Origin of the sequence: Guyparkeria sp. WRN-7 (assembly GCF_001641825.1) — a bacterium.
Taxonomy (GTDB): Bacteria; Pseudomonadota; Gammaproteobacteria; order Halothiobacillales; family Halothiobacillaceae; genus Guyparkeria.
On sequence record NZ_LRFH01000001.1, the window covers coordinates 1 to 19,440 of the forward strand.

Annotated in this window: 21 protein-coding genes, 1 tRNA gene and 1 riboswitch; of the genes, 4 read left to right on the forward strand and 18 right to left on the reverse strand. The window is 66.6% G+C overall.

The genetic code is table 11. The features are described 5' to 3' along the window. Positions 1–146 precede the first annotated feature (146 nt). The 17 genes from AWR35_RS00005 to AWR35_RS00085 form a co-directional block, all read right to left on the reverse strand. Positions 147–222, reverse strand: a tRNA-Lys gene (locus AWR35_RS00005). Positions 223–363: 141 nt separating this feature from the next. After that, entirely contained in the window at positions 364–1,041 is a 678-nt protein-coding gene (queC, locus tag AWR35_RS00010; protein ID WP_058573917.1) for a 7-cyano-7-deazaguanine synthase QueC, read from the reverse strand. A 2-nt stretch (positions 1,042–1,043) separates the two neighbouring features. Further along, the gene (gene queE / locus AWR35_RS00015) at positions 1,044–1,700 is read right to left on the reverse strand and encodes a 7-carboxy-7-deazaguanine synthase QueE (protein ID WP_058573918.1); all 657 of its coding nucleotides are present in this window, start codon (positions 1,698–1,700) and stop codon (positions 1,044–1,046) included. 38 nt (positions 1,701–1,738) lie between these two features. After that, positions 1,739–2,689 carry a tol-pal system protein YbgF gene (gene ybgF, locus AWR35_RS00020; protein WP_197408080.1) on the reverse strand — a complete coding sequence of 317 codons (951 nt, stop codon included), beginning with the start codon at positions 2,687–2,689 and terminating at the stop codon, positions 1,739–1,741. 19 nt (positions 2,690–2,708) lie between these two features. Beyond that, the gene (gene tolB / locus AWR35_RS00025; RefSeq protein WP_197408081.1) at positions 2,709–3,947 is read right to left on the reverse strand and encodes a Tol-Pal system beta propeller repeat protein TolB; all 1,239 of its coding nucleotides are present in this window, start codon (positions 3,945–3,947) and stop codon (positions 2,709–2,711) included. 105 nt (positions 3,948–4,052) lie between these two features. Continuing rightward, positions 4,053–5,180 carry a cell envelope integrity protein TolA gene (gene tolA / locus AWR35_RS00030; protein ID WP_058573921.1) on the reverse strand — a complete coding sequence of 376 codons (1,128 nt, stop codon included), beginning with the start codon at positions 5,178–5,180 and terminating at the stop codon, positions 4,053–4,055. A gap of 3 nt (positions 5,181–5,183) precedes the next feature. Further along, the gene (gene tolR / locus AWR35_RS00035) at positions 5,184–5,603 is read right to left on the reverse strand and encodes a protein TolR (RefSeq protein ID WP_231723524.1); all 420 of its coding nucleotides are present in this window, start codon (positions 5,601–5,603) and stop codon (positions 5,184–5,186) included. Between the two features lie 33 nt (positions 5,604–5,636). Beyond that, a complete protein-coding gene (gene tolQ, locus AWR35_RS00040; RefSeq protein ID WP_058573923.1) occupies positions 5,637–6,314 on the reverse strand; it encodes a protein TolQ in 678 nt (225 codons plus the stop codon). After that, positions 6,311–6,748 (reverse strand): tol-pal system-associated acyl-CoA thioesterase, encoded by a 438-nt coding sequence (gene ybgC, locus AWR35_RS00045; RefSeq protein WP_156413879.1) that lies wholly within the window; start codon positions 6,746–6,748, stop codon positions 6,311–6,313. Before ybgC ends, tolQ begins: the two co-directional genes overlap by 4 nt. A gap of 99 nt (positions 6,749–6,847) precedes the next feature. After that, positions 6,848–7,915, reverse strand: a complete 1,068-nt coding sequence (gene ruvB / locus AWR35_RS00050; RefSeq protein ID WP_231723525.1) for a Holliday junction branch migration DNA helicase RuvB — start codon at positions 7,913–7,915, stop codon at positions 6,848–6,850. A 3-nt stretch (positions 7,916–7,918) separates the two neighbouring features. After that, positions 7,919–8,515 carry a Holliday junction branch migration protein RuvA gene (gene ruvA, locus AWR35_RS00055; protein ID WP_058573926.1) on the reverse strand — a complete coding sequence of 199 codons (597 nt, stop codon included), beginning with the start codon at positions 8,513–8,515 and terminating at the stop codon, positions 7,919–7,921. Beyond that, the gene (gene ruvC / locus AWR35_RS00060; RefSeq protein WP_066185003.1) at positions 8,512–9,177 is read right to left on the reverse strand and encodes a crossover junction endodeoxyribonuclease RuvC; all 666 of its coding nucleotides are present in this window, start codon (positions 9,175–9,177) and stop codon (positions 8,512–8,514) included. The genes ruvA and ruvC overlap by 4 nt, the downstream gene beginning before the upstream one ends. Continuing rightward, positions 9,170–9,910 (reverse strand): YebC/PmpR family DNA-binding transcriptional regulator, encoded by a 741-nt coding sequence (locus tag AWR35_RS00065; RefSeq protein ID WP_058573927.1) that lies wholly within the window; start codon positions 9,908–9,910, stop codon positions 9,170–9,172. The genes ruvC and AWR35_RS00065 overlap by 8 nt, the downstream gene beginning before the upstream one ends. 84 nt (positions 9,911–9,994) lie before the next feature. Further along, a complete protein-coding gene (locus tag AWR35_RS00070; protein WP_156413878.1) occupies positions 9,995–11,233 on the reverse strand; it encodes a multidrug effflux MFS transporter in 1,239 nt (412 codons plus the stop codon). Beyond that, positions 11,230–11,838, reverse strand: coding sequence for an aminodeoxychorismate/anthranilate synthase component II (locus AWR35_RS00075; protein WP_058573929.1), 609 nt, complete (start codon positions 11,836–11,838; stop codon positions 11,230–11,232). The genes AWR35_RS00070 and AWR35_RS00075 overlap by 4 nt, the downstream gene beginning before the upstream one ends. A 134-nt stretch (positions 11,839–11,972) precedes the next feature. After that, positions 11,973–12,716 carry a ferredoxin--NADP reductase gene (locus tag AWR35_RS00080; protein ID WP_058573930.1) on the reverse strand — a complete coding sequence of 248 codons (744 nt, stop codon included), beginning with the start codon at positions 12,714–12,716 and terminating at the stop codon, positions 11,973–11,975. Between the two features lie 96 nt (positions 12,717–12,812). Continuing rightward, complete coding sequence (locus tag AWR35_RS00085; RefSeq protein ID WP_197408082.1) at positions 12,813–13,754, reverse strand: EamA family transporter; 942 nt, start codon at positions 13,752–13,754, stop codon at positions 12,813–12,815. Between the two features lie 191 nt (positions 13,755–13,945). Here AWR35_RS00085 and AWR35_RS10540 point away from each other — a divergent pair, with 191 nt between their 5' ends. Together AWR35_RS10540 and AWR35_RS00090 are read left to right on the forward strand one after the other, a co-directional pair. Beyond that, positions 13,946–14,110: a DUF1328 domain-containing protein gene (locus tag AWR35_RS10540; protein ID WP_082663799.1), complete on the forward strand. Its 165-nt coding sequence runs from the start codon at positions 13,946–13,948 to the stop codon at positions 14,108–14,110. A gap of 196 nt (positions 14,111–14,306) precedes the next feature. Then, positions 14,307–14,669, forward strand: coding sequence for a DUF5362 family protein (locus AWR35_RS00090; RefSeq protein WP_058573931.1), 363 nt, complete (start codon positions 14,307–14,309; stop codon positions 14,667–14,669). A gap of 76 nt (positions 14,670–14,745) precedes the next feature. On the opposite strand, the gene thiC is transcribed toward AWR35_RS00090, so the two are convergent. Continuing rightward, entirely contained in the window at positions 14,746–16,635 is a 1,890-nt protein-coding gene (gene thiC / locus AWR35_RS00095) for a phosphomethylpyrimidine synthase ThiC (protein ID WP_058573932.1), read from the reverse strand. Between the two features lie 78 nt (positions 16,636–16,713). After that, positions 16,714–16,826, reverse strand: a riboswitch (TPP riboswitch). A gap of 203 nt (positions 16,827–17,029) precedes the next feature. On the opposite strand from thiC, the gene AWR35_RS00100 reads away from it, so the two are divergent. After that, positions 17,030–17,689 (forward strand): protein-L-isoaspartate O-methyltransferase, encoded by a 660-nt coding sequence (locus AWR35_RS00100; RefSeq protein WP_058573933.1) that lies wholly within the window; start codon positions 17,030–17,032, stop codon positions 17,687–17,689. A 235-nt stretch (positions 17,690–17,924) separates the two neighbouring features. Further along, positions 17,925–19,439 carry a TolC family outer membrane protein gene (locus AWR35_RS00105; protein WP_058573934.1) on the forward strand — a complete coding sequence of 505 codons (1,515 nt, stop codon included), beginning with the start codon at positions 17,925–17,927 and terminating at the stop codon, positions 19,437–19,439. The last annotated feature ends 1 nt before the right edge of the window (position 19,440 follow it).

A 19,440-nucleotide genomic window follows, 5' to 3' on the forward strand; every position in this document is an offset into this window, starting at 1 on the left:
CTTACGCTCGTCGTGTCACCTGTCAAGACCTGTTTTCGATCTTTTTTGGTGACTTCCGGCAGGCTTCTGATCAGCCCCTCGTGCCGGAAGGGAGCGCGCATCTTACAGGAAGAAGTCACGCTTTCAACCCCTGTCGGGGTGGAATTTGGTGGGTCGTGTAGGATTCGAACCTACGACCAATTGGTTAAAAGCCAACTGCTCTACCAACTGAGCTAACGACCCCCTGTTGAGGACTGCGCATTATACGCAGCTGTCCGGGGCTGACAACCCCTTTTTTGCAGTTTTTTTGCAACCGGACGGCTCGGACCAGCCAGCCGTCCGCAACCCCCTGATATCGGGACGGATACCGTCCCTTAAAAGGCCTCAGGCGTAGCGGGTCGGATCGGGCACGCCGGCGTCCCGGAAGCCCTGCTGGCGGTAGTGACAGGAATCACACCGGCCGCAGGCCCGTCCCGCCTCATCGGCACGGTAACAGGACACCGTCAGTCCGTAGTCGACACCCAGCGCCTGGCCGGTACGGATGATCTCGGCCTTGGTCATGTGGAGCAACGGCGCATGGATCTCGAAGGGGTGGGCCGCGGCCGTGGCGACATTGGCCAGTTCCTGGAACTTTTCGATGAACGCCGGCCGGCAGTCCGGATAGCCCGAATAGTCGACGGCATTTACCCCGATATAGATGCGCCGTGCACTCAACACCTCCGCCCACCCCAGGGCAAAGGACAGGAAAGTCAGGTTGCGCGCCGGCACGTAGGTACTCGGAATCTCGGATTGCGCCGGATCGTAGTCGGGCACCGACCGTTCGACATCGGTCAGCGACGAGCCGGTGATCCCGTCCATGTCGATGCGAATGGTGCGGTGCTCGACCGCACCGGCTGCTTGGGCAACGCGCCCGGCCGCTGCGAGCTCGGCACGGTGCCGCTGACCATAGTCGAAACTCAACGCATGCACGGCGTAGCCGTCGGCCCGCGCCATCCAGGCGAGGGTGGCCGAATCGAGGCCGCCGGAGAGCAGGACGATCGCCGGTTCTCGTGTCGCACTCATGACTAACGTCCCGGCTCGTCACCCCAGATCAGCTTGTGCAGCTGCATCTGGAAGCGGATGTCCAGCCCGCTGTCGAGGATCCATTCGGCCAGCGTGCGCGGCGACACCCCTTCGAACACGGGCGAGAACAGCACGGCGAAACGCCGGGTCAGGTCATGCTCGCGGACACGGGCGACAGCCCAGTCGAAATCCTCGCGGGAACCGATCACCACCTTGATCTCGTCGCTGGACTTGAGGTGAGCGAGATTTTCCCAACGGTTACGCGTCTCCTCACCGGAAGACGGGGTCTTGAGGTCCATGACCACGTGAACCCGGGGATCGACCTCGGCGACATCCATCGCGCCGCTGGTTTCGAGGCTGACCTCGTGATCTGCGTCCGCCAATCGTCGCAGCAGGTCGATGCATCCGGGCTGGGCGAGCGGTTCGCCGCCGGTGACACAGACATGCCGGGTGTCGAGCTCGGCCACTCGGTCGAGGATCGACTCGGGCGACATGCGCTCGCCCCCGGTGAACGCGTAGGCGGTGTCGCAATAGACGCAGCGCAACGGGCAGCCAGTCAGCCGCACGAACACCGTCGGCCAGCCGATGTGATCCGACTCGCCCTGCAGCGAACGGAAGATCTCGGTAATCCGCAGGGAGCGGGTGGAGCGGTCGCCCATCTGGTCGAGCGATGGAGTCCCTGCCGCGATCGCCTCGCTCATCCGCCACCCATGCGCGAGAGACGCTGCTTGGCCAGACCGGCCGCCTGCGAATCGGGGTAATCGGACATGACCTCGTTGAACAGCTGCCGCGCCGCCGCCTTGTCGCCCTGCTCCTGGGCGATGTAGCCCATCTTGAGCTTGGCATCCGGGATGCGGCGACTTTGCGGGAACTGCTCGACCAATGCCGCGTAGGCGTCGCGTGCGGCGTCATAGTCCTGCTTGACGTAATAGGTCTCGCCCTTCCAGAAGAACGCGCTCGGCGACCAGCTGCCCTGCGGGTTGGCGTCGATAACCTTCTGGAACGCCTCGATCGCCGCGTCGTAATCGCCGCTCTTCAGCACGGAGAAGGCTTCGTTATAGAGGGCCTGCTGCTCCTCGTCAGTCGCTGGCGCAGCGCCTGAAGAAGCGGTGGCAGCGCCCGAAGCCGCCGCGGCATCGCTGCCAGCGGAGGCGGACGGCGCTTGCGGTGCCGACGGCTGCTCTGGCGCGGACGGGGCGGTAGTGGACGGCTGGGCGCCCGCCGATGACATGGAACTGCCGGCCGCGGCCGACTGCTGCGAGCGGGCGGCCTCGAGGGCTTCCTGCATATCCTCCGACTGACGCTGCAACCGGCGCTCCTGTTCGGAGAGCTGACCGCGCACGGACTGCATCTGACGCTCGAGCGAGTCGACCCGCTGCATCAGTCGCTGGAGGAGCACGGCCTGCCCTGACTGGTTGGCCTCGCCGGCATTGGCCACTGGCGCCGTGCTGGCAGACGTCGTGTCGGCAGGCATGGTGCGCACAGCCGGTCGCTCATCGGCGGTCTTCGCCGTCTCCTCCGAGGACGATCCGCCCCAGTTGAGCCAGCCCGGTGCGTCCTGGGCCATTGCCGCCCCGCTGAGCGAGCAGGCAAAAACGCCGACCGCCAGGGGCAAGCCCCGGCGGCAAAGAGAAACGGATGCGCTCATGGATTTCCTGTCGTCTTTCTTAATCATTGAACGGCCCCCAGACCGGATCACGAACCTTGCCTCGATCGTAACGCAAGGTCTGCGGCTCGCCGCCGATTGCCGGAGAAATCTTCAACACGGAGCCACTGCCGGACTGCGCCGCATAAACGACCATGGCCCCGTTCGGTGCGTAGCTGGGCCGCTCTTCGCTACCGCCACGACTGAGCAGCTTGCGCTCGCCGTCATCAAGCGTCTGCTCGGCGACGAAGAAGCCGTTGTCGTTCCGCACGACCAGCGCCAGGTTCTCGCCATCCGGGGAAACGCGCGGCCCGGCGGCGTAAGGCGCATCGAAGGTCAGGCGCATGGCCCGGTCATCCGGCCCGCTCTGACGAAACACCTGCGGCTGACCGTAACGATCGGAGGTGAACGCCAGGCTGCGGTTGTCCGGGTACCAGCTCGGCTCGGTCTCGATGGCGCCCGAGTGCGTCCATTTTGTCAGGCGGCGGGTATCCAGGTCGATCACGTAGATGTCCGGATTGCTCCCCTTGGACAGGGTCACCGCAATCTTGTCGCCCCGCGGCGACCAGGCAGGCGCACCGTTGATGCCCGGGTAGTCGGTGAGCTGGTAGCGATCACCGGTGGAGAGGTTCTGCACCCAGATCGCCGAGCGGTTGCCCTCGAAGGACACGTAGGCGAGCTTGCCGCCATCGGGCGACCAGCTGGGCGACATGATCGGGTACGGCGACTGGAGCACGGTGCGCGGGTTGGCCCCGTCCGAATCGGCGATCTGCAGGGTGAACACCTTGTTGTCGTCACGGCCGCGTTCGGTGACGTAGGCCAGACGAGTCGAGAACGCCCCACGATCGCCGGTCAGCTCCTCGTAGACGATGTCGCTGATGCGATGGGCGACCGAGCGATCGGCCGAGGTGGCCGCCGTGATCTGGCTGCCGGCCAGGCGCCGGCCGGAGCTGATGTCGATCAGGTAGAACCGGGCCTTCAGGCGGTCGCCCTGCGCCTCGGCCTGCCCCATCACCACGTAGCGGGCATCCCCGGCACGCCAATCATCGATGCGCAGCTGTTGCGGCGAGACCGGCTGCCCCGGCATGGCGCCACGGCCGATCGGAGCGAACAGGCCGGAGCGGGCGAGGTCGTCGCTGACGATCTGTGCCAGATCGTCCACCGAACCGGGCTGATCGAACGGCACCACGGCAATGGGAACGCCGGTCTCGGTACCGCCGGTGATATCGATCTGGAGCGCCGCCCGGGCTGGACCGGTCATCAACAGGACCGCTATCCCGGCCAGTGTCCCGACCATGACGGATACGCGCCGCGCGCGACGAATTAAGGCCACTACGTTCATGACAATCACCCCGGGATCACCCCGTTATTCCGGCTTAAAGCGCAATGTGAGTTCTTCCTGGAAAATCGATTCGAGCTCCGGCTCGGGCAGCGGCGAGGACGCCTCGATCGCCTGCACCACCGAGCGCTCGAACAAGCGGTCACCGTCGCAGCGCTCCACGCTCACGTCGCGCACCCGACCATTACTGTCCTGGCGCACCGTCACGCTGCAAGTCCAGCCGACCTTGGCGCCGGGCGGACGCTGCCAGTTGCGCCGGACCTTCGCCTGGATGGCCGCCGCCCAGCGTCCGAGGGCATCCTGCTCGGCGCGCGCCTGCTGCTCCGCGGCCAATTGCTCGCGAAGGGCACGCTCGCGCGCCTCTCGTTCGGCCTGTTTCCGAGCCGCCTCGGCCTCGCGCCGGGCCTGCTCTTCCGCCTCCTTGCGCGCCTTTTCCTCGGCGGCCTTGCGGGCCTTCTCTTCGGCCTCGCGACGCGCCTTTTCCTCGGCTTCGCGGCGCGCCTTTTCTTCGGCCTCCTTGCGGGCGCGCTCCTCGGCCGCCTTTCGAGCGGCTTCGGCCTCCTTGCGCGCCTTTTCCTCGGCCGCCTTGCGCGCCGCCTCGGCTTCCTCGCGAGCCTTTTCCTCGGCGGCGCGGCGCTTGGCGGCCTCCTCGGCCTCCTTGCGTGCCTTTTCGGCCTCTCGGCGCTCGGCCGCGGCCTTCTCCTGAGCAGCCTGCGCCGCCTCGCGGGCAGCCTTGGCTTCTTCAAGCGCCGCCTGGCGCTCGGCCTCCATCTCTGCCTGCTGTTCCTTGATCTTCGCCAGTCGCTCCGCCTCGGCCTTGGCGGCCTGTTCGCGCTTCTCGCGCAGTTCGGCCAGCTGCTGGGCGCGCGCCTCCTCGGCACGACGGGCGGCGGCCGCCTCCTCGGCGGCCTGCTTCTGTTCCCTGACTTCCTGTTCGCGCGCCTCGCGTTGCTGGCGCATCCGCTCGGCCTGTTTCTCGATCGCCGCCGAGGAAACCGACTCGGCCTCGATGGTCGGCAGATCGGTCGCCTCACCACTGGGCTGGACACGCTCGGGCTGCCAGAGTTCGTGGAAGACAATCGCCAGCGCCAAGAACAGGTGCAGCAGGACCGCCGCGATCACGGCACCAGGCATCCGCGCGAGCATCCGCAACATCGGTCAGCGCTCCTCCGCGTTCGTCTCGGTCGGCCGGGAATCGGTCACCAGCCCCACCTTGGTCGCACCACCCTGCTGGGCGGCCACCATGGCCTGCATCACGTTGTCGTAGTTGGACTCCCGGTCACCCTTGACCAGGACCGGCCCGTCGGGATCGACCTGGCGAGCGGCCGCGACCAGTTCGGTCACGGTCGACAGGCTGACCGGGGCGTCCGGGTTGTCGGCCTTGTTGACGAAATACTCCCCGTCGCGGTTGACGACGATCAGCAGGGGCGGCTCGTCGCTTTCCTCGAGCGGGCTGGCCGATGCCTGCGGCGGCTCGACTTCCACCCCCTGCTGCAGCATCGGCGCGGTCACCATGAAGATGACCAGCAGCACCAGCATCACGTCGATATAGGGAACGACGTTGATCTCGGCGACCATGCGTCGTGTCCGTCGTGTCCGCCGCGCCATGGCTTACTTGCCTCCCAGCTGTCGCTGCAGCAGCCCCAGGAACTCGTCGATGAAGTTCTCGTAGCGCCCGGCGAGCCAGTCGACGCGCTGGGTGTAGCGGTTATAGGCGATCACCGCCGGGATGGCGGCGAACAGGCCCATGGCCGTGGCGATCAGCGCCTCGGCGATCGGCGGGGCAACAGCCGCCAGCGTGGCGCTCTGCATTGCACCGAGATTCATGAAGGCGCTCATGATCCCCCAGACGGTGCCGAACAGCCCGACGTAGGGGCTGACCGAACCGACGGTGGCGAGAAACGGCACGCCTTCCTCGAGCTGGTCGATCTGGCGGTTCTCGGCCACGCGCATGGCGCGCTCGACGCCGCCGATGACATGGTCATGGCGACGCTCCTCGGCCTGGCGCAACCGCTGGAATTCGCGAAAGCCGGCCTCGAAGATCGCCTCGTGCCCCTCGCGCGGTCGCGCCTCGCGGGAGATGCGGTCGTAGAAGTCATTGAGGCTGCCGCCGGCCCAGAAGCTGCGCTCGAACTGACGCACGCCGCTGACGGCACGCTTGTAGACCCGCGCCTTGTGGAAGATGAGCGCCCAGGAGCCGATCGAGGCCAGCACCAGGATGATCAGGACCAGCTGGACGGGCAGGCTTGCCCCGGTGATCAGTTCGACGACGGATGGATCGGAATTCACGCGAAAGACTCCAGGATCGGCTCGGGTATGGGTTTGGGACGAAAGGTCTCGGCATCGACGCAGACCACGCGCACCGACACCTCACACAGGACCGAGGAATCGGCGGAATGTTCCACACGCTGGGTAAAGTCGATGGCCGCTGCACGCAGGCGTGCCACCTCGCAGGTGACATGGAGCGAGTCATTAAATCGTGCCGGTCGGCGATATTCAAGCGAGGCCCGGGCCACCACGAACACCACCTGCTGCTGGTCGCGAAGCGCATCCTGCTCCCATCCGCGGGCACGCAGCCATTCGGTCCGGGCCCGTTCGCAGAAGTTGAGGTAGCGGGCGTGATAGACCACGCCACCGGCGTCCGTGTCCTCGTAATAAACACGCACCGGCCAACGAAAGACGTCGCGACTCGACAAACCTACTGCGCCACCCGATTGCGGCATCGCGTGCTCGTTCACTCCTCGCCTATCGGCTTGATATGTCTCGTCGCTCACTGCGCGGCTCCTTGCAATCGGGCGGCTCGCGACGGTTTGTCGAGCCGCTTACGCATCATCGCGAGGCGTCCCCGTCGCCGGTTCGGCGAGATCGACCGACCACTGCGCCGGCGGCGTGAAACCGAAGTGCTCCCAGGTCTGGCGGGTCGCCATGCGTCCGCGCGGCGTGCGGATCAGAAAGCCCTGCTGGATCAGGTAGGGCTCGAGGACATCCTCGATGGTGTCGCGCGACTCGCCGATGGCCGCGGCAAGGTTGTCCAGCCCCACCGGCCCGCCGTCGAACTTCGTCAGCAGCGTCTCGAGCAGGCGCCGGTCCTGGTGGTCGAAACCGCGCCGGTCGACCTTGAGCATGTCCAGGGCCGCGCTCGCGATGTCGCGATCGACGCGGCCGCCGCCCTTGACGTCGGCATAGTCGCGCACCCGCCGCAGCAGCCGGTTGGCGATCCGCGGGGTGCCGCGCGAGCGCGCCGCGATCTCGCGGGCGCCGTGGGCATCCATCTCCAACTGAGTCAGCCGGGCCGAGCGCTCAACGATGTGCACCAGGTGATCGACCTCGTAGAACTCGAGCCGCTGGATGATGCCGAAGCGATCGCGCAGCGGGTTGGTCAGCATGCCGGCCCGCGTGGTCGCACCCACGAGCGTGAACGGCGGCAGGTCGAGCTTGATCGAACGGGCTGCCGGGCCCTCGCCGATCATGATGTCGATCTGGTAGTCCTCCATCGCCGGGTAGAGGATCTCCTCGACCACCGAGGAGAGGCGATGGATCTCGTCGATGAACAGCACGTCGCCCGGTTCGAGGTTGGTCAGCAGGGCGGCGAGATCGCCGGGGCGCTCGAGCACCGGGCCGGAGGTCTGCTTGAGGCTCACGCCCATCTCGTTGGCGATGATGTGCGCCAGCGTCGTCTTGCCCAGCCCCGGCGGACCGAAGATCAGGACGTGGTCGAGCGGCTCGCCGCGATTGCGCGCGGCCGGGACGAAGATCTCCATCTGCTCGACCACTGCCGGCTGGCCGATGTAGTCGGCCAGTTTCCGCGGCCGCAGGGCCCGCTCGAGGGCCTCCTCGTCGGGGCGGTGCTCGGAGCTGACGAAACGCGCGTCTTCCATCGGTTCAGCCATGGCTTACTTGACCGTCTGTCGCAGGGCGAGGCGGATCAGGGCCTCGGCATCCGCCGCGCCTTCCTTCTCGGCCCGGGTGATCATGCGATTGGCCTCGGCCGGCTTGTAGCCCAGCGCCTCGAGCGCGCTCAGGGCCTCGTCCCGCGGGCTTTCTTCGGCGGGCACGCCGCCGACGGCCGCCGGAGCGGCCGTCCCCGGCGTCTTGTCGAGCCGGTCGCGCATCTCGATGATCAGCCGCTCGGCGGTCTTCTTGCCGATGCCCGGCACCTTGGTCAGCGCGGTGACGTCGTCGTTCATGACGCAGTCGCGGAACTGTGCCTCCGACATGCCCGAAAGCACCGCCACCGCCATGCGCGGGCCGATGCCCGAGACCTTGATCAGGGCACGGAACAGGTCGCGCTCGCGCACGGTGGCAAAACCGTAGAGCAGCTGGGCGTCCTCGCGCACCACCAGGTGGGTGTGCAGGACCACGTCGTCCTCACCCTGGGTGGCGAAGAAGGTCGACATCGGCGCCTCGACCTCGTAGCCGATGCCATGCACGTCCACCAGCAGGAATGGCGGCTTGCGCGTCAGCACGCGCCCGGCCAAACGACCAATCATTTCCGTCCTCCCGACTTGGCCGCGGCGCGGGCCATCAGCGCCGCGGCATCCATGTCACGCCAGCCGCGCGAGTCGCTACGACGGCGATAACGTCGCTGCGAGGCCTCGCGCAGGATCTCGCGGGCCTCGGCATTGCCCCCGCCGGCGGCCACGCCGCCGAAGGCCTGGCTGCGATAGCAGTGACAAAGCGCGACGGCGGCGGCATCCGCCCCGTCGGCCGAGGGCAATTCGTCCAGACCGGCCAGACGCTGGATCATGTGCGCCACCTGGCTCTTGTCGGCCTTGCCGCTGCCGACCACGGCCTGCTTGACCGTCGCCGGCATGTACTCCTCCACCGGCAGGCCGTGTCGTGTCGCCGCCGCGAGCGCCGCGCCGCGGGCCTGGGCCAGCTTGAGCGAGGAGGACTCACTGCGATACATGAAGATCTGCTCGATAGCGCACTCGTGCGGCTGATGGGTCTCGATCCATTCGGAAACCGCATCGAAAACGCCGCCCATGCGGGCGGCAAAGTCACCATGAGATGTGAGGGGCTGGCTCGCGAGCCCCAGGCAGCGCGCCCGACCACGGGCGAACTCGATCACCGCCAGCCCCAGCACGCGGGAGCCGGGGTCGATGCCGAGCACCCGTCGGGCGACGGGTTGCGCTGCCGGTTGCTCAGGCATAGGCCTCGTCCGGGATCTCGCCGTTGTGGTAGACGTCCTGGACGTCGTCGAGGTCCTCGAGCATGTCGATCAGCTTGACCACCTTTTCGGCGGTCTCGCCCTCCACCGGCGCGTTGGTCGCGGCGCGCATGGTGACCTCGCTTTCCTCGGGCGGCAGGCCGGCGTCGATCATGGCCTGCTTGACGTCGCTGTAGGTCTCCGGCGTGGTGGTCACCTCGATCGAGTTGTCGTCGAACACCTCGATGTCCTCGGCACCCGCTTCCATCGCCGCCTCCATGACCGGGTCCTCGTCGCTGCCCGGCGGGTAGTAGAGCACCCCGAGGCGCGAGAACAGGAACGAGACCGAGCCGTCGGTGCCGAGGTTGCCGCCGTTCTTGGAGAAGGCGTGGCGCACGTCGGCGACCGTCCGGGTGTTGTTGTCGGTCATGCCGGTGACGTAGACCGCCACGCCACCCGGCCCGTAGCCCTCGAAGCTGACCTCGACGAAGTCCTGCCCCTCGAGATCACCGGCACCGCGCTTGGCGGCGCGTTCGATGGTGTCCTTGGGCATGTTCGCGGAGAGCGCCTTGTCCCATGCCAGGCGCAGGCGCGGGTTGGCCGCCGGGTCGGCATTGCCACCAGTGCGCGCGGCAACCGTGATCTCGCGGATGATCTTTGTCCAGATCTTGCCGCGTTTCTTGTCCTGCGCCGCCTTGCGGTGCTTGATGTTCGCCCACTTGCTGTGACCGGCCATCTTGTCGTTTCCTCGTCAAATGTGAAGCAACCCCGCCTGGCGGGGATGGGTAAGATTGCGAGCCATTCTATCAAAGCCGGCCGGTCACCCCGACGACATCCGCCGGTCGGTGCGCCACCAGAAGCCCCACATCGCCAACGCGGCGAGATACAGCGTCGCCATACCGACCGCGAGTGCCAGCAGCGAGTCGGCCAGCTGCGCCACCAGCACCCCGGAGACGATGCCGGCGAAGGCCATCTGCGTCGCGGCCTGCAGGGCCGAGGCCAGGCCACGCTGGGCCGGCCAGTAGTCGAGCGCGGTGATATTGAGCGCCGGCATGGTGGTGGCCATGCCCATGACATAGAGCGTGATGGGCGTGACCGTCAGCCACACGCCGTGCACCTGGTCGGCCGGCTGCAGGCTTACCTGCAGCAGGTTGTAGAGCACCGCCAGCCCGCTGATCGAGAGCCCCAGCGCCATGGTCGCAGTCATGCTCAGCCTTCCGGCCAGCCAGCGGGTCATGCGGCTGCCGAGAATCAGTCCGGTCACCAATGGCACGAAGAATTTCCAGAAGTCAGTCTCGCGCTGGCCGAGGTGGTCGATCAGGATCACCGGGGCGGCGGCGACATAAAGGAACATGCCGCCGAACAGCAGGGCGAACACCACGATCAGCTGCATGTAGCGCGGATGGGAAAAGGCGCGCAGGTAGCTTCGGGCGACGAAGCGCGGCGCGAACGACTGGCGTGCCTCGGGCCGGATCGTCTCGGGCAGCAGCCGCCAGATCGCCAGGGCCAGCAACAGGGCGAAGCCGAACAGGAACCAGAACACCGAGCGCCAGCCGAACCATTCGTGCAGCCAGCCGCCGATGATCGGCGCGGCCGCCGGCGCGGCGGCGAACACCAGCATGACATTGGCCATCACCCGCTGGGCATCGGCCCCGGCGAACAGGTCGCGCACCAGCGCCCGGCCGATCACCACCCCGGCACCGGCCGCCAGCCCCTGCCCGACGCGGGCGGCGATCAGCTGCACGAGACTCTGCGAGATGGCGGCCAGCACCGTCATCACGGCGTAGGCCAGCAGGGCCAGCAGGATGACCCGCTTGCGGCCGAAGCTGTCGGCGGCCGGCCCGTAGAACAGCATCATCGAGCCGAAAGCGAGCAGGTAGAGGCTCAGGGTCTGCTGGACGGCTGCCTGGCCGACGCCGAACTCGTCGGCGATGGCGTGGAAGGACGGCAGGTAGGCATCGACGGTGAACGGCGCGAGCATCAACAGCCCGGCGATCACCAGGATCAGCACCGCGGCGCGGCGGCCCTGCGGGGATGTTTCGTCAGGCGCCCCGCTCACGCCTGCGCGAGTTCGCGCACGCCGGAGCGGTAGCGTAGGAAGGTCTTGAGCTGCTGGTGGCCATGCTGGGTGAGGATCGACTCGGGGTGGAACTGCACGCCCTCGATGGCGTATTCGCGATGGCGGAACCCCATGATCTCGTCGACCGAGCCGTCGTCGAACTGGGTCCAGGCGGTAACCTCGAGCACGGCCGGCAGGCTGTCGCGCGCCACCACCAGCGAGTGGTATCGGGTCGCCTCGAACGGGTTCGGCAGCCCCTCGAAGACGCCTTCGCCGGTGTGATAGACCGGCGAGACCTTGCCGTGCATCACCTCGCGGGCCCGCACCACCTGCCCGCCGAACACCTGACCGATCGCCTGGTGACCGAGACAGACGCCAAGGATGGGCAGCTTGCCGGCGAAGTGGCGAATCACCTCCAGCGAGATGCCGGCCTGATCCGGATCGCAGGGCCCCGGCGAGACGACGATGTGGCTCGGCGCCCGGGCCTCGATCTCCTCGATCGTGACCTGGTCGTTGCGCGCGACCCAGACCTCTTCACCCAGCTCGCCCAGGTACTGGACCAGGTTGTAGGTGAACGAGTCGTAGTTGTCGAGCATCAGGACCATTGCGGTTGCCACTCCATCATCAGGGTCGTCTGCTCGCCCGAAAGCAGGCGGCAGGGTGGGCGTAGGGCGATCAGTATAGCCGACGCAAACGTGGCGTCGACGGGGCCGCCTCTCCTCCGGCCCGAGCCGTCGACTCAGTGGTATTTCTCGACAGTGATGTGCCCGGGCTCACGCCGGCGGTGACGACGCAGCCCGCGCGATTCGAGCTGCTGCTGGACCGCCTCGATCATGTCCGAGTTGCCGCACAGCATCACATGAGCATCCTCGGGGCGCAGCGCGATACCGGCCAGCCGCTCGATATCACCCGAGGCCAGCGCTGCCGGGATACGTTCACGCAAGGCGCCGGCAACCACCTCGCGGGTCACGAGGGGCACGAAGGTGAGGCGATTGCCGTGCCGCTTGAGAAGCTCGCGAATCGTATCGTCGTAGACCCGATCCGACACGTGACGCACCGAATGGCACAGCACCACTCGCTCGGCGCGCTGCCAGGGCTCCTCGGTCTTGAGCATGGACAGGAACGGCCCGAGCGCCGTGCCCGTGGCGAACAGCCACAGGCGACGATGCTCGGGCGTCCGCGCCATGGTCATCGTGCCGGTCACCGAGGAATGCACGAACAGGGTATCGCCCGCTTCGAGCCGGGCCAGCCGGGGTGACAGCGGCCCCTCCGGCACGAGGTTGAACAGGATCTCGTGCGGCGTCTCGCCGGGGGCGTTGACCAGCGAATAGGGGCGCGCAATCCGTTCGCCGTCGACGTCCAGCCCGACCCGGACGAACTGCCCGGCCTTGAATGCCGGCAGCGGCGCCTCGAAACGCAGCGAGAACAGACTGTCGTTCCAGCAGATCTTCTCGGTCACTGTCGCCTCAAGCCACTCGCCCATTGTTCACCTCGTTTGGTTGCAGTCCTCTCGTCGGAACCGGGGATGCCCGACCGCAAAAAGTGTAGCGACGCCCTGCCCGCCCCGCAGGACCGGCTGTCAGGCTTGCGCCTGCTTGCGCCGCTGACGACGCTGGTAGAGCGTGATCATCAAGAGTGCCGACAGGATCAGGCCGATGCCGAGCTGCTTGACCGGCCCGGGCGTCTCGCCCAGCACCAGCCAGGCACTCAGCACGCCGATGCCGGGCACCAGTAATGCACCGAAGCCCGCCACCCACGTCGGCAGGTGATGCAGTGAATAGACCCACAGCAGCCAGCCGATCGCGCCGGCAAGCAGGACGTTGTAGAACAATCCCCAGAAGAAATTGGGCGTGGGATCGATGGCGAAAGGCTCGGCCCAGAGCGCCACGCCGACCAGCAACAACCCGCCGTACAGCATCTGCCAGGCCGTCAGGCTCAACAGGTCCGGCTGATAGCGATGGTAATAGCGCTTCTGCCAGATCGCACCCAGCGCCCAGCCGAAGCACGAGGCAAAGGCGAGCCCGACTGCGCCGAGCGCGAGCGCCTTCTCCCATGGCGAGATCAGCAGCACCAGCCCGGGCAACGCCAGGCCAATGGCCAGCAACTGGACGCCGGTGATGCGTTCGTGCAGCGCAAAATGGGCCATCAGCGTCAGCCACAACGGCATCATGAACACGATCACGGCGGTCTCGCCGGCGGCACCGGTCTCCAGCGCCCACATCATGAAACCGACGAAGGCGGCCGTCTGGAACAGACCGATCGGCAGCACGTAGAACAATGGCGGCGGTTGCAGTCGCTTGCCGGCCAGCGGCAGGAGCGCAATCAGCAGCAGTGCCGGCAGGACGGTGCGCAGCGCGGCGAACCAGGCCGGCGAGACATCCGCCAGCACGGCCTTCATCACCACCCAGTTGTAACCCCAGAGAATGCCGAGCAGCAGCAATGCCAGCAGTGGCATCAAGGTAATCGGCGCGCTTGCAGGAATATCGCGATCCGCGACGGGACCGGGGGTCGATTCGTTCATGCGCTCACCGGCGGTTTCGGGAAGGGGCGGCGATGGTAGCAGCCCGCTGTGGTCGACGGGGAGCCGTCCCGCGGGGATGGAACTGGAGCAAGCCAGGCGCATCCCACCTATTGTGTACTTGGCCGTTCCATTTTCACGGCCGCCCCGGGCTTCGACACGTCGGGGTTATCGCGTCAAAAGGAGGTAGCCACATGCTTTCCTGGGCACTCGTGTTCCTGATCGTGGGCATCATCGCCGGCGTGCTTGGCCTGAGCGGCATCGCCGGTGCGGCCACCCAGATCGCCTGGATCCTGTTCGTGGTCGGCCTGATCCTGGCCATCGTCTTCTTTCTCATGGGCCGGCGCCCCCCCGTCTGACCGCTCTCGACTCGGAAAGGCATCGTGAAAACCCCGGCAACGCCGGGGTTTCGTTTTTCGTGCATGCCGACGTCAAAAAAGCGCACTGTCGTCGACACGGCGACATCGAACGATGCGTTGGCTACCATCGGCTGGTGCCATGGATGCCCGGCACGACCAAAGGACGCCTAAAACGAACGACAAAGGAGCCAGTCACATGGAAGCCCAACCCTCTGCCACCGACATCCGCTCGATCATCGAACCGCTCGCCCGCGGCAAATTCTGGATGCAGCTGATCGGCGTGATGATGATCATCTACGGTGCCATCACCGCGCTGTCGATCGTCGGCATCATCATCGCGTGGATCCCCATCTGGGCCGGGGTGGTACTGATGCAGGCCGCCGGAGCCATCCATCGCGCCTACACCACGAACGAGCCCCAGGAGGCGAGCTACGCCATGGGCAAGATCCGGATCTACTTCACGATCTTCGGCGTGCTGACCCTGCTCGGCCTGGTGATGATGATCGTCAGCATGATCTTCGGCATCGGCGCCGGGATGATGGGAGCGGCCAGCTTCTGACGCGCCCCATCGTCTGTGCATGAAAAAGCCCCCGGCCGGAACCGGGGGCTTTTTTCTGTTCGGCGGGAGCGGCCGATCAGATCCGGCCGTAGACCTCGCCGCCCTTCTCGACGAACTCGATCGACTTCTCCTTCATGCCCTGCTTGAGCGCCTCTTCCTCGTCGACACCCAGCTGGTCGGCGTACTCGCGCACTTCCTGGGTGATCTTCATCGAGCAGAAGTGCGGGCCGCACATGGAGCAGAAATGCGCCACCTGGTGCGCCTCCTTCGGCAGGGTCGCGTCGTGGTACTCACGCGCCCGCTCCGGGTCGAGCGACAGGTGGTACTGGTCCAGCCAGCGGAACTCGAAGCGCGCCTTCGACAGGGCGTTGTCGCGCACCTGCGCACCCGGGAAGCCCTTGGCGAGATCCGAGGCGTGCGCGGCGATCTTGTAGGTGATCACGCCCTCGCGCACGTCGTCCTTGTCCGGCAGGCCGAGGTGCTCCTTCGGCGTGACGTAGCAGAGCATCGCCGTGCCGTACCAGCCGATGTTGGCCGCGCCGATGCCGCTGGTGATGTGGTCGTAGGCCGGCGCGATGTCGGTGACCAGCGGCCCGAGGGTGTAGAACGGCGCCTCGAAGCAGTCCTCGAGTTCCTTGTCCATGTTCTCCTTGACCATGTGCAGCGGCACGTGGCCCGGGCCCTCGATCATCACCTGCACGTCGTGCTTCCAGGCGATCTGGGTCAGCTCGCCCAGGGTCTTCAGCTCGGCGAACTGCGCCTCGTCGTTGGCATCCGCGAGGCAGCCCGGGCGCAGGCCGTCGCCCAGCGAGAAGCTGACGTCGTAGGCCTTCATGATCTCGCAGATCTCGTTGAAGTGCGTGTAGAGGAACGACTCCTCGTGGTGGGCCAGACACCACTTGGCCATGATCGAGCCGCCGCGCGAGACGATGCCCGTGACCCGCTCGGCGGTCATCGGCACGTAGGCCAGGCGCACGCCGGCGTGGATGGTGAAGTAGTCGACGCCCTGCTCGGCCTGCTCGATCAGCGTGTCGCGGTAGATCTCCCAGGTCAGGTCCTCGGCCTTGCCGTCGACCTTCTCCAGCGCCTGGTAGAGCGGCACGGTGCCGATCGGTACCGGCGAATTGCGCAGGATCCACTCGCGGGTCTCGTGGATGTGCTTGCCGGTCGACAGGTCCATGATGGTGTCGCCGCCCCAGCGGATACCCCAGACCATCTTCTCGACTTCCTCGGCGATGCCGGAGGTGACCGCCGAGTTGCCGAGGTTGCCGTTGATCTTGGTGCGGAAGTTCCGGCCGATGATCATCGGCTCAATTTCCGGGTGGTTGATGTTCGCCGGGATGATCGCGCGGCCGCGGGCGATCTCGTCACGGACGAACTCCGGGGTGATCTCGTCGGGGATCGCCGCACCGAACGACTCGCCCTTGTGCTGACGCAGCAGCGCCTTGTAGCGCGGGTCGGCACGCATCTCCTGGAGACGGTTGTTCTCGCGGATCGCGACGTATTCCATCTCCGGGGTGATGATCCCCTGGCGCGCGTAGTGCATCTGGCTGACGTTGGCGCCGGCCTTGGCACGACGCGGCGGGCGGATGTGCGAGAAGCGCAGGTTCTCGGTCTTCTCGTCTGTCAGGCGTTCCTGGCCGAAGCGCGAGGTCGGTCCGTCGAGCTGCTCGGTGTCGCCGCGCTCGTCGATCCACGCCTGGCGCAGCGGCTCGAGGCCCTTGAGCAGGTCGATCTCGACGTCCGGATCGGTGTACGGCCCGGAGGTGTCGTATACCGGGATCGGCGGGTTGGAAACGATGCCGGAGTCGTTCTGCGTCGCCGTCTGGGAAATTTCGCGATACGGGACACGGATGTCAGGGCGCGAGCCCACCGAATAGCGCTTGTGGCTGGCCGGGAACGGCTCGATCACCGTCTCGGAGAGTTTGGCCGTTTTCTGCAGGAAATCGCTCGGGATTGCGCTCATGTGTGCTACCTCGTGGGCCACCTTGTTCAATGGGGGCATGCACGACGAGCGCCGACTGGACACGATGAGGAGTACTCGGTTGTGCCAGACAGACTTCCCTACGCCGATGCAAGCCGGATCAGGTTCCGAGGGTGTTTCTCAGCCGCCGGACCACCCCTGCGGGATCGTCGGCAGCACCCCTAGTCTGTGTGTGACGACTGCCCCAGCTTGCGCTGAAACAGTCCCATCAAGGGGCGCAACGCTACCCCAGCGGACAGAAAACAACAAGTTCCCGCACCGCTTTCAGACACTTAGGCGCGCTACCCGCCTCGCATCACCCGCTGCGGGAAGTTGCCCAGGCGGGGGAAAACCCGTAAATTACCGCGCACTCAATTTCCCGACGACGAGCCTCATCATGCCCACCGACATCGAACTGGCCCGCTTCAACATGGTCGAGCAGCAGATCCGCCCCTGGGACGTGCTCGACAAGCGCGTTCTGGAGGTGTTCTTCAACGTCCCGCGCGAGCGCTTCGTCCCGGACGCCGAGCGCGTCCACGCCTTCGCCGACGTCGCCGTGCCGATCGGCCATGGCCAGACCATGCTGCCGCCGGTGGTCGAGGGGCGAATCCTGCAATACCTGCAGATCCAGCCGAACGAGCGCGTGCTGGAAATCGGCACTGGCAGCGGCTTTTTCACCGCCTGCCTGGCCTCGCTGGGCAACAGCGTGCGCTCGGTCGACCTGTTCGAGGACTTCACCGAGCGCGCCGGCGGGCTGCTCGCCGAGCTGGGCTTCGAGCGCGTGGTGCTCGAGACCGGTGATGCCCACAACGGCTGGGCCAACGACGAGCGCTTCGACGTGATCGTCTTCACCGGCGCGCGCGCCAGCATGCCGGAGGCCTCTCTCCGCCAGCTCAACGTCGGCGGCCGTCTGCTCGCCATCACCGGCACCGGCCCGATACAGACCGTTTCCATGGTCACCCGCGAATCCGAGACCCAGTTCCGCACCGATTCGCTGTTCGAGACCCGCACGGCCTACCTGATCGGCGCCGAGCCCCAGCCGGCATTCTCCCTCTGAGACGCCGGCCGCCGCCCTGCGGGCAAGGCGTGATCTGACGAAACGGCCCCGGTATCTCGACCGGGGCCGTTCTGCGTTAAGCTCGACATTACCGTCAGGGGATGCGGCGGGGCCGATCGACGGCCCGCCTCGCGCCCCGACAAGCGCTCTGGCGTTGGGCCAGGCGCTGGGGTATCGTGCCGATAGTTAGCAGGCTAATAAATTACGCATCCAACCCGTCCGAGGACCCACGACCATGCCAGTCCGTCGCCTCAAACCCGCAACCGGCCGGGGCGCCACCCGCAGCCTTGCCCGACCGTTCCGCCGTGCCGCCCTGTCGGTCGCCATCGGCGCGAGCCTCTCGCTGGCAAGCGGCGCGGCAGCGGCTGCCGACCTCCTGGACATCTACGCCCTGGCCGAACAGAACGACCAACAGCTGCGGTCGGCACAGCAGCAGCGGCTCTCGGTCGAGCAGAACATTCCGATCGAGCGGGCCGACCTCTTGCCCCAGGTCGGCGGCACAGCGGGCGTGAACTACACGCATACCCGCTTCCTCGACGGCGCCGCCGGCAGCTCGGACGTGATCAAGGGCAGCGGCCGCAACATCGCGCTGAATCTCTCGCAGACGATCTACAACCGCACGGAGAACCTGCAACTCGACATCGCCGAACTGCAGGTCCGCCAGGCCGACATCGACTACGAACAGGCGCGCCAGGACCTGATCCTGCGCACCGGCCAGGCCTACTTCCAGGTACTCAATGCCGACGCCCAGCTGCAGCTGGCCAAGGCGAACCGCACCGCGCTCAAGCGCCAGCTCGAACGCGCCCAGCGCCAGTACGAAGTGGGCCTGGTGGCCGTGACCGACGTCGCCGACGCCCAGTCGCAGTACGACCAGGCCAATGCGCAGATCATCGCGGCCCGCAACGCGCTCAACAACGCCGAGGCGGCGCTGGCGACCATCATCGGCAAGAACGAGACGGAACTGGACGACATCCGCACCAACCTCGATGTCACCACCCCGCAACCGGCCGATCCGCAAGAGTGGATCGACCTGGCACTGGAGCAGAATCTCGGACTGCAGAGCGCGGTCGTCGGCACCCGGATCGCGCAGCAGAATGTCGACATGGCCCGCTCGCAGCGCGCGCCGACCGTCAGTCTGGAAGGCAGTTACGGCTATGACAACAGCCCCAGCCAGTTCAGTGGCCGCAGCGAGACGCTCAACGGCCAGGTGGGGGTGCAACTGAACCTGCCTATCTACACCGGTGGGCGCATCAACGCGCAGTCACGTCAGGCCGCCTTCGACTACCAGCGCAGCCAGTTCGACCTCGAGGCCCAGCGCCGCCAGGTACGCCAGCGGACCTCCGACAGCTACCGTGGCGTGCAGACCTCGATCAGCGAGATCACGGCGTTCCAGCAGGCGGTCGAATCCGCCCGCACCAGCCTGGTGGCCACCGAAGCCGGCTACGGTGTGGGCACGCGCACGATCGTCGACGTCCTGAACGCGGAGCTGCGGGTATTCGAAGCCATGGCCGACTACCTCGACGCCCGCTACAGCTACATCACCAACCTGCTGCAGCTGAAGGCCGATACCGGCCAGCTGACGGTCGCCGACCTCGAGGCGATCAACCGCCAGCTCACCGAGCAGAAAACCAATGCCCTGATCGCGCCGCTGATGAGTTCCTCGAAGGGCGAAGGGGCGAGCTCGGCCGAGACCGAGATGATGCAGCGCGTCCTCGAGCGCGCTCGCCGGACGGTCGACGGCGGGCAATAAC

Excerpts from the sequence above, each read along its gene's own strand:
- queC (WP_058573917.1), bottom strand. The coding sequence starts at position 1,041 with ATGAGTGCGACACGAGAACCGGCGATCGTCCTGCTCTCCGGCGGCCTC.
- queE (WP_058573918.1), bottom strand. The coding sequence starts at position 1,700 with ATGGGCGACCGCTCCACCCGCTCCCTGCGGATTACCGAGATCTTCCGT.
- ybgF (WP_197408080.1), bottom strand. The coding sequence starts at position 2,689 with ATGAGCGCATCCGTTTCTCTTTGCCGCCGGGGCTTGCCCCTGGCGGTC.
- tolB (WP_197408081.1), bottom strand. The coding sequence starts at position 3,947 with ATGACCGGTCCAGCCCGGGCGGCGCTCCAGATCGATATCACCGGCGGT.
- tolA (WP_058573921.1), bottom strand. The coding sequence starts at position 5,180 with ATGTTGCGGATGCTCGCGCGGATGCCTGGTGCCGTGATCGCGGCGGTC.
- tolR (WP_231723524.1), bottom strand. The coding sequence starts at position 5,603 with ATGGTCGCCGAGATCAACGTCGTTCCCTATATCGACGTGATGCTGGTG.
- ybgC (WP_156413879.1), bottom strand. The coding sequence starts at position 6,748 with ATGCCGCAATCGGGTGGCGCAGTAGGTTTGTCGAGTCGCGACGTCTTT.
- ruvB (WP_231723525.1), bottom strand. The coding sequence starts at position 7,915 with ATGGCTGAACCGATGGAAGACGCGCGTTTCGTCAGCTCCGAGCACCGC.
- ruvA (WP_058573926.1), bottom strand. The coding sequence starts at position 8,515 with ATGATTGGTCGTTTGGCCGGGCGCGTGCTGACGCGCAAGCCGCCATTC.
- ruvC (WP_066185003.1), bottom strand. The coding sequence starts at position 9,177 with ATGCCTGAGCAACCGGCAGCGCAACCCGTCGCCCGACGGGTGCTCGGC.
- AWR35_RS00065 (WP_058573927.1), bottom strand. The coding sequence starts at position 9,910 with ATGGCCGGTCACAGCAAGTGGGCGAACATCAAGCACCGCAAGGCGGCG.
- AWR35_RS00075 (WP_058573929.1), bottom strand. The coding sequence starts at position 11,838 with ATGGTCCTGATGCTCGACAACTACGACTCGTTCACCTACAACCTGGTC.
- AWR35_RS00080 (WP_058573930.1), bottom strand. The coding sequence starts at position 12,716 with ATGGGCGAGTGGCTTGAGGCGACAGTGACCGAGAAGATCTGCTGGAAC.
- AWR35_RS00085 (WP_197408082.1), bottom strand. The coding sequence starts at position 13,754 with ATGAACGAATCGACCCCCGGTCCCGTCGCGGATCGCGATATTCCTGCA.
- AWR35_RS10540 (WP_082663799.1), top strand. The coding sequence starts at position 13,946 with ATGCTTTCCTGGGCACTCGTGTTCCTGATCGTGGGCATCATCGCCGGC.
- AWR35_RS00090 (WP_058573931.1), top strand. The coding sequence starts at position 14,307 with ATGGAAGCCCAACCCTCTGCCACCGACATCCGCTCGATCATCGAACCG.
- thiC (WP_058573932.1), bottom strand. The coding sequence starts at position 16,635 with ATGAGCGCAATCCCGAGCGATTTCCTGCAGAAAACGGCCAAACTCTCC.
- AWR35_RS00100 (WP_058573933.1), top strand. The coding sequence starts at position 17,030 with ATGCCCACCGACATCGAACTGGCCCGCTTCAACATGGTCGAGCAGCAG.
- AWR35_RS00105 (WP_058573934.1), top strand. The coding sequence starts at position 17,925 with ATGCCAGTCCGTCGCCTCAAACCCGCAACCGGCCGGGGCGCCACCCGC.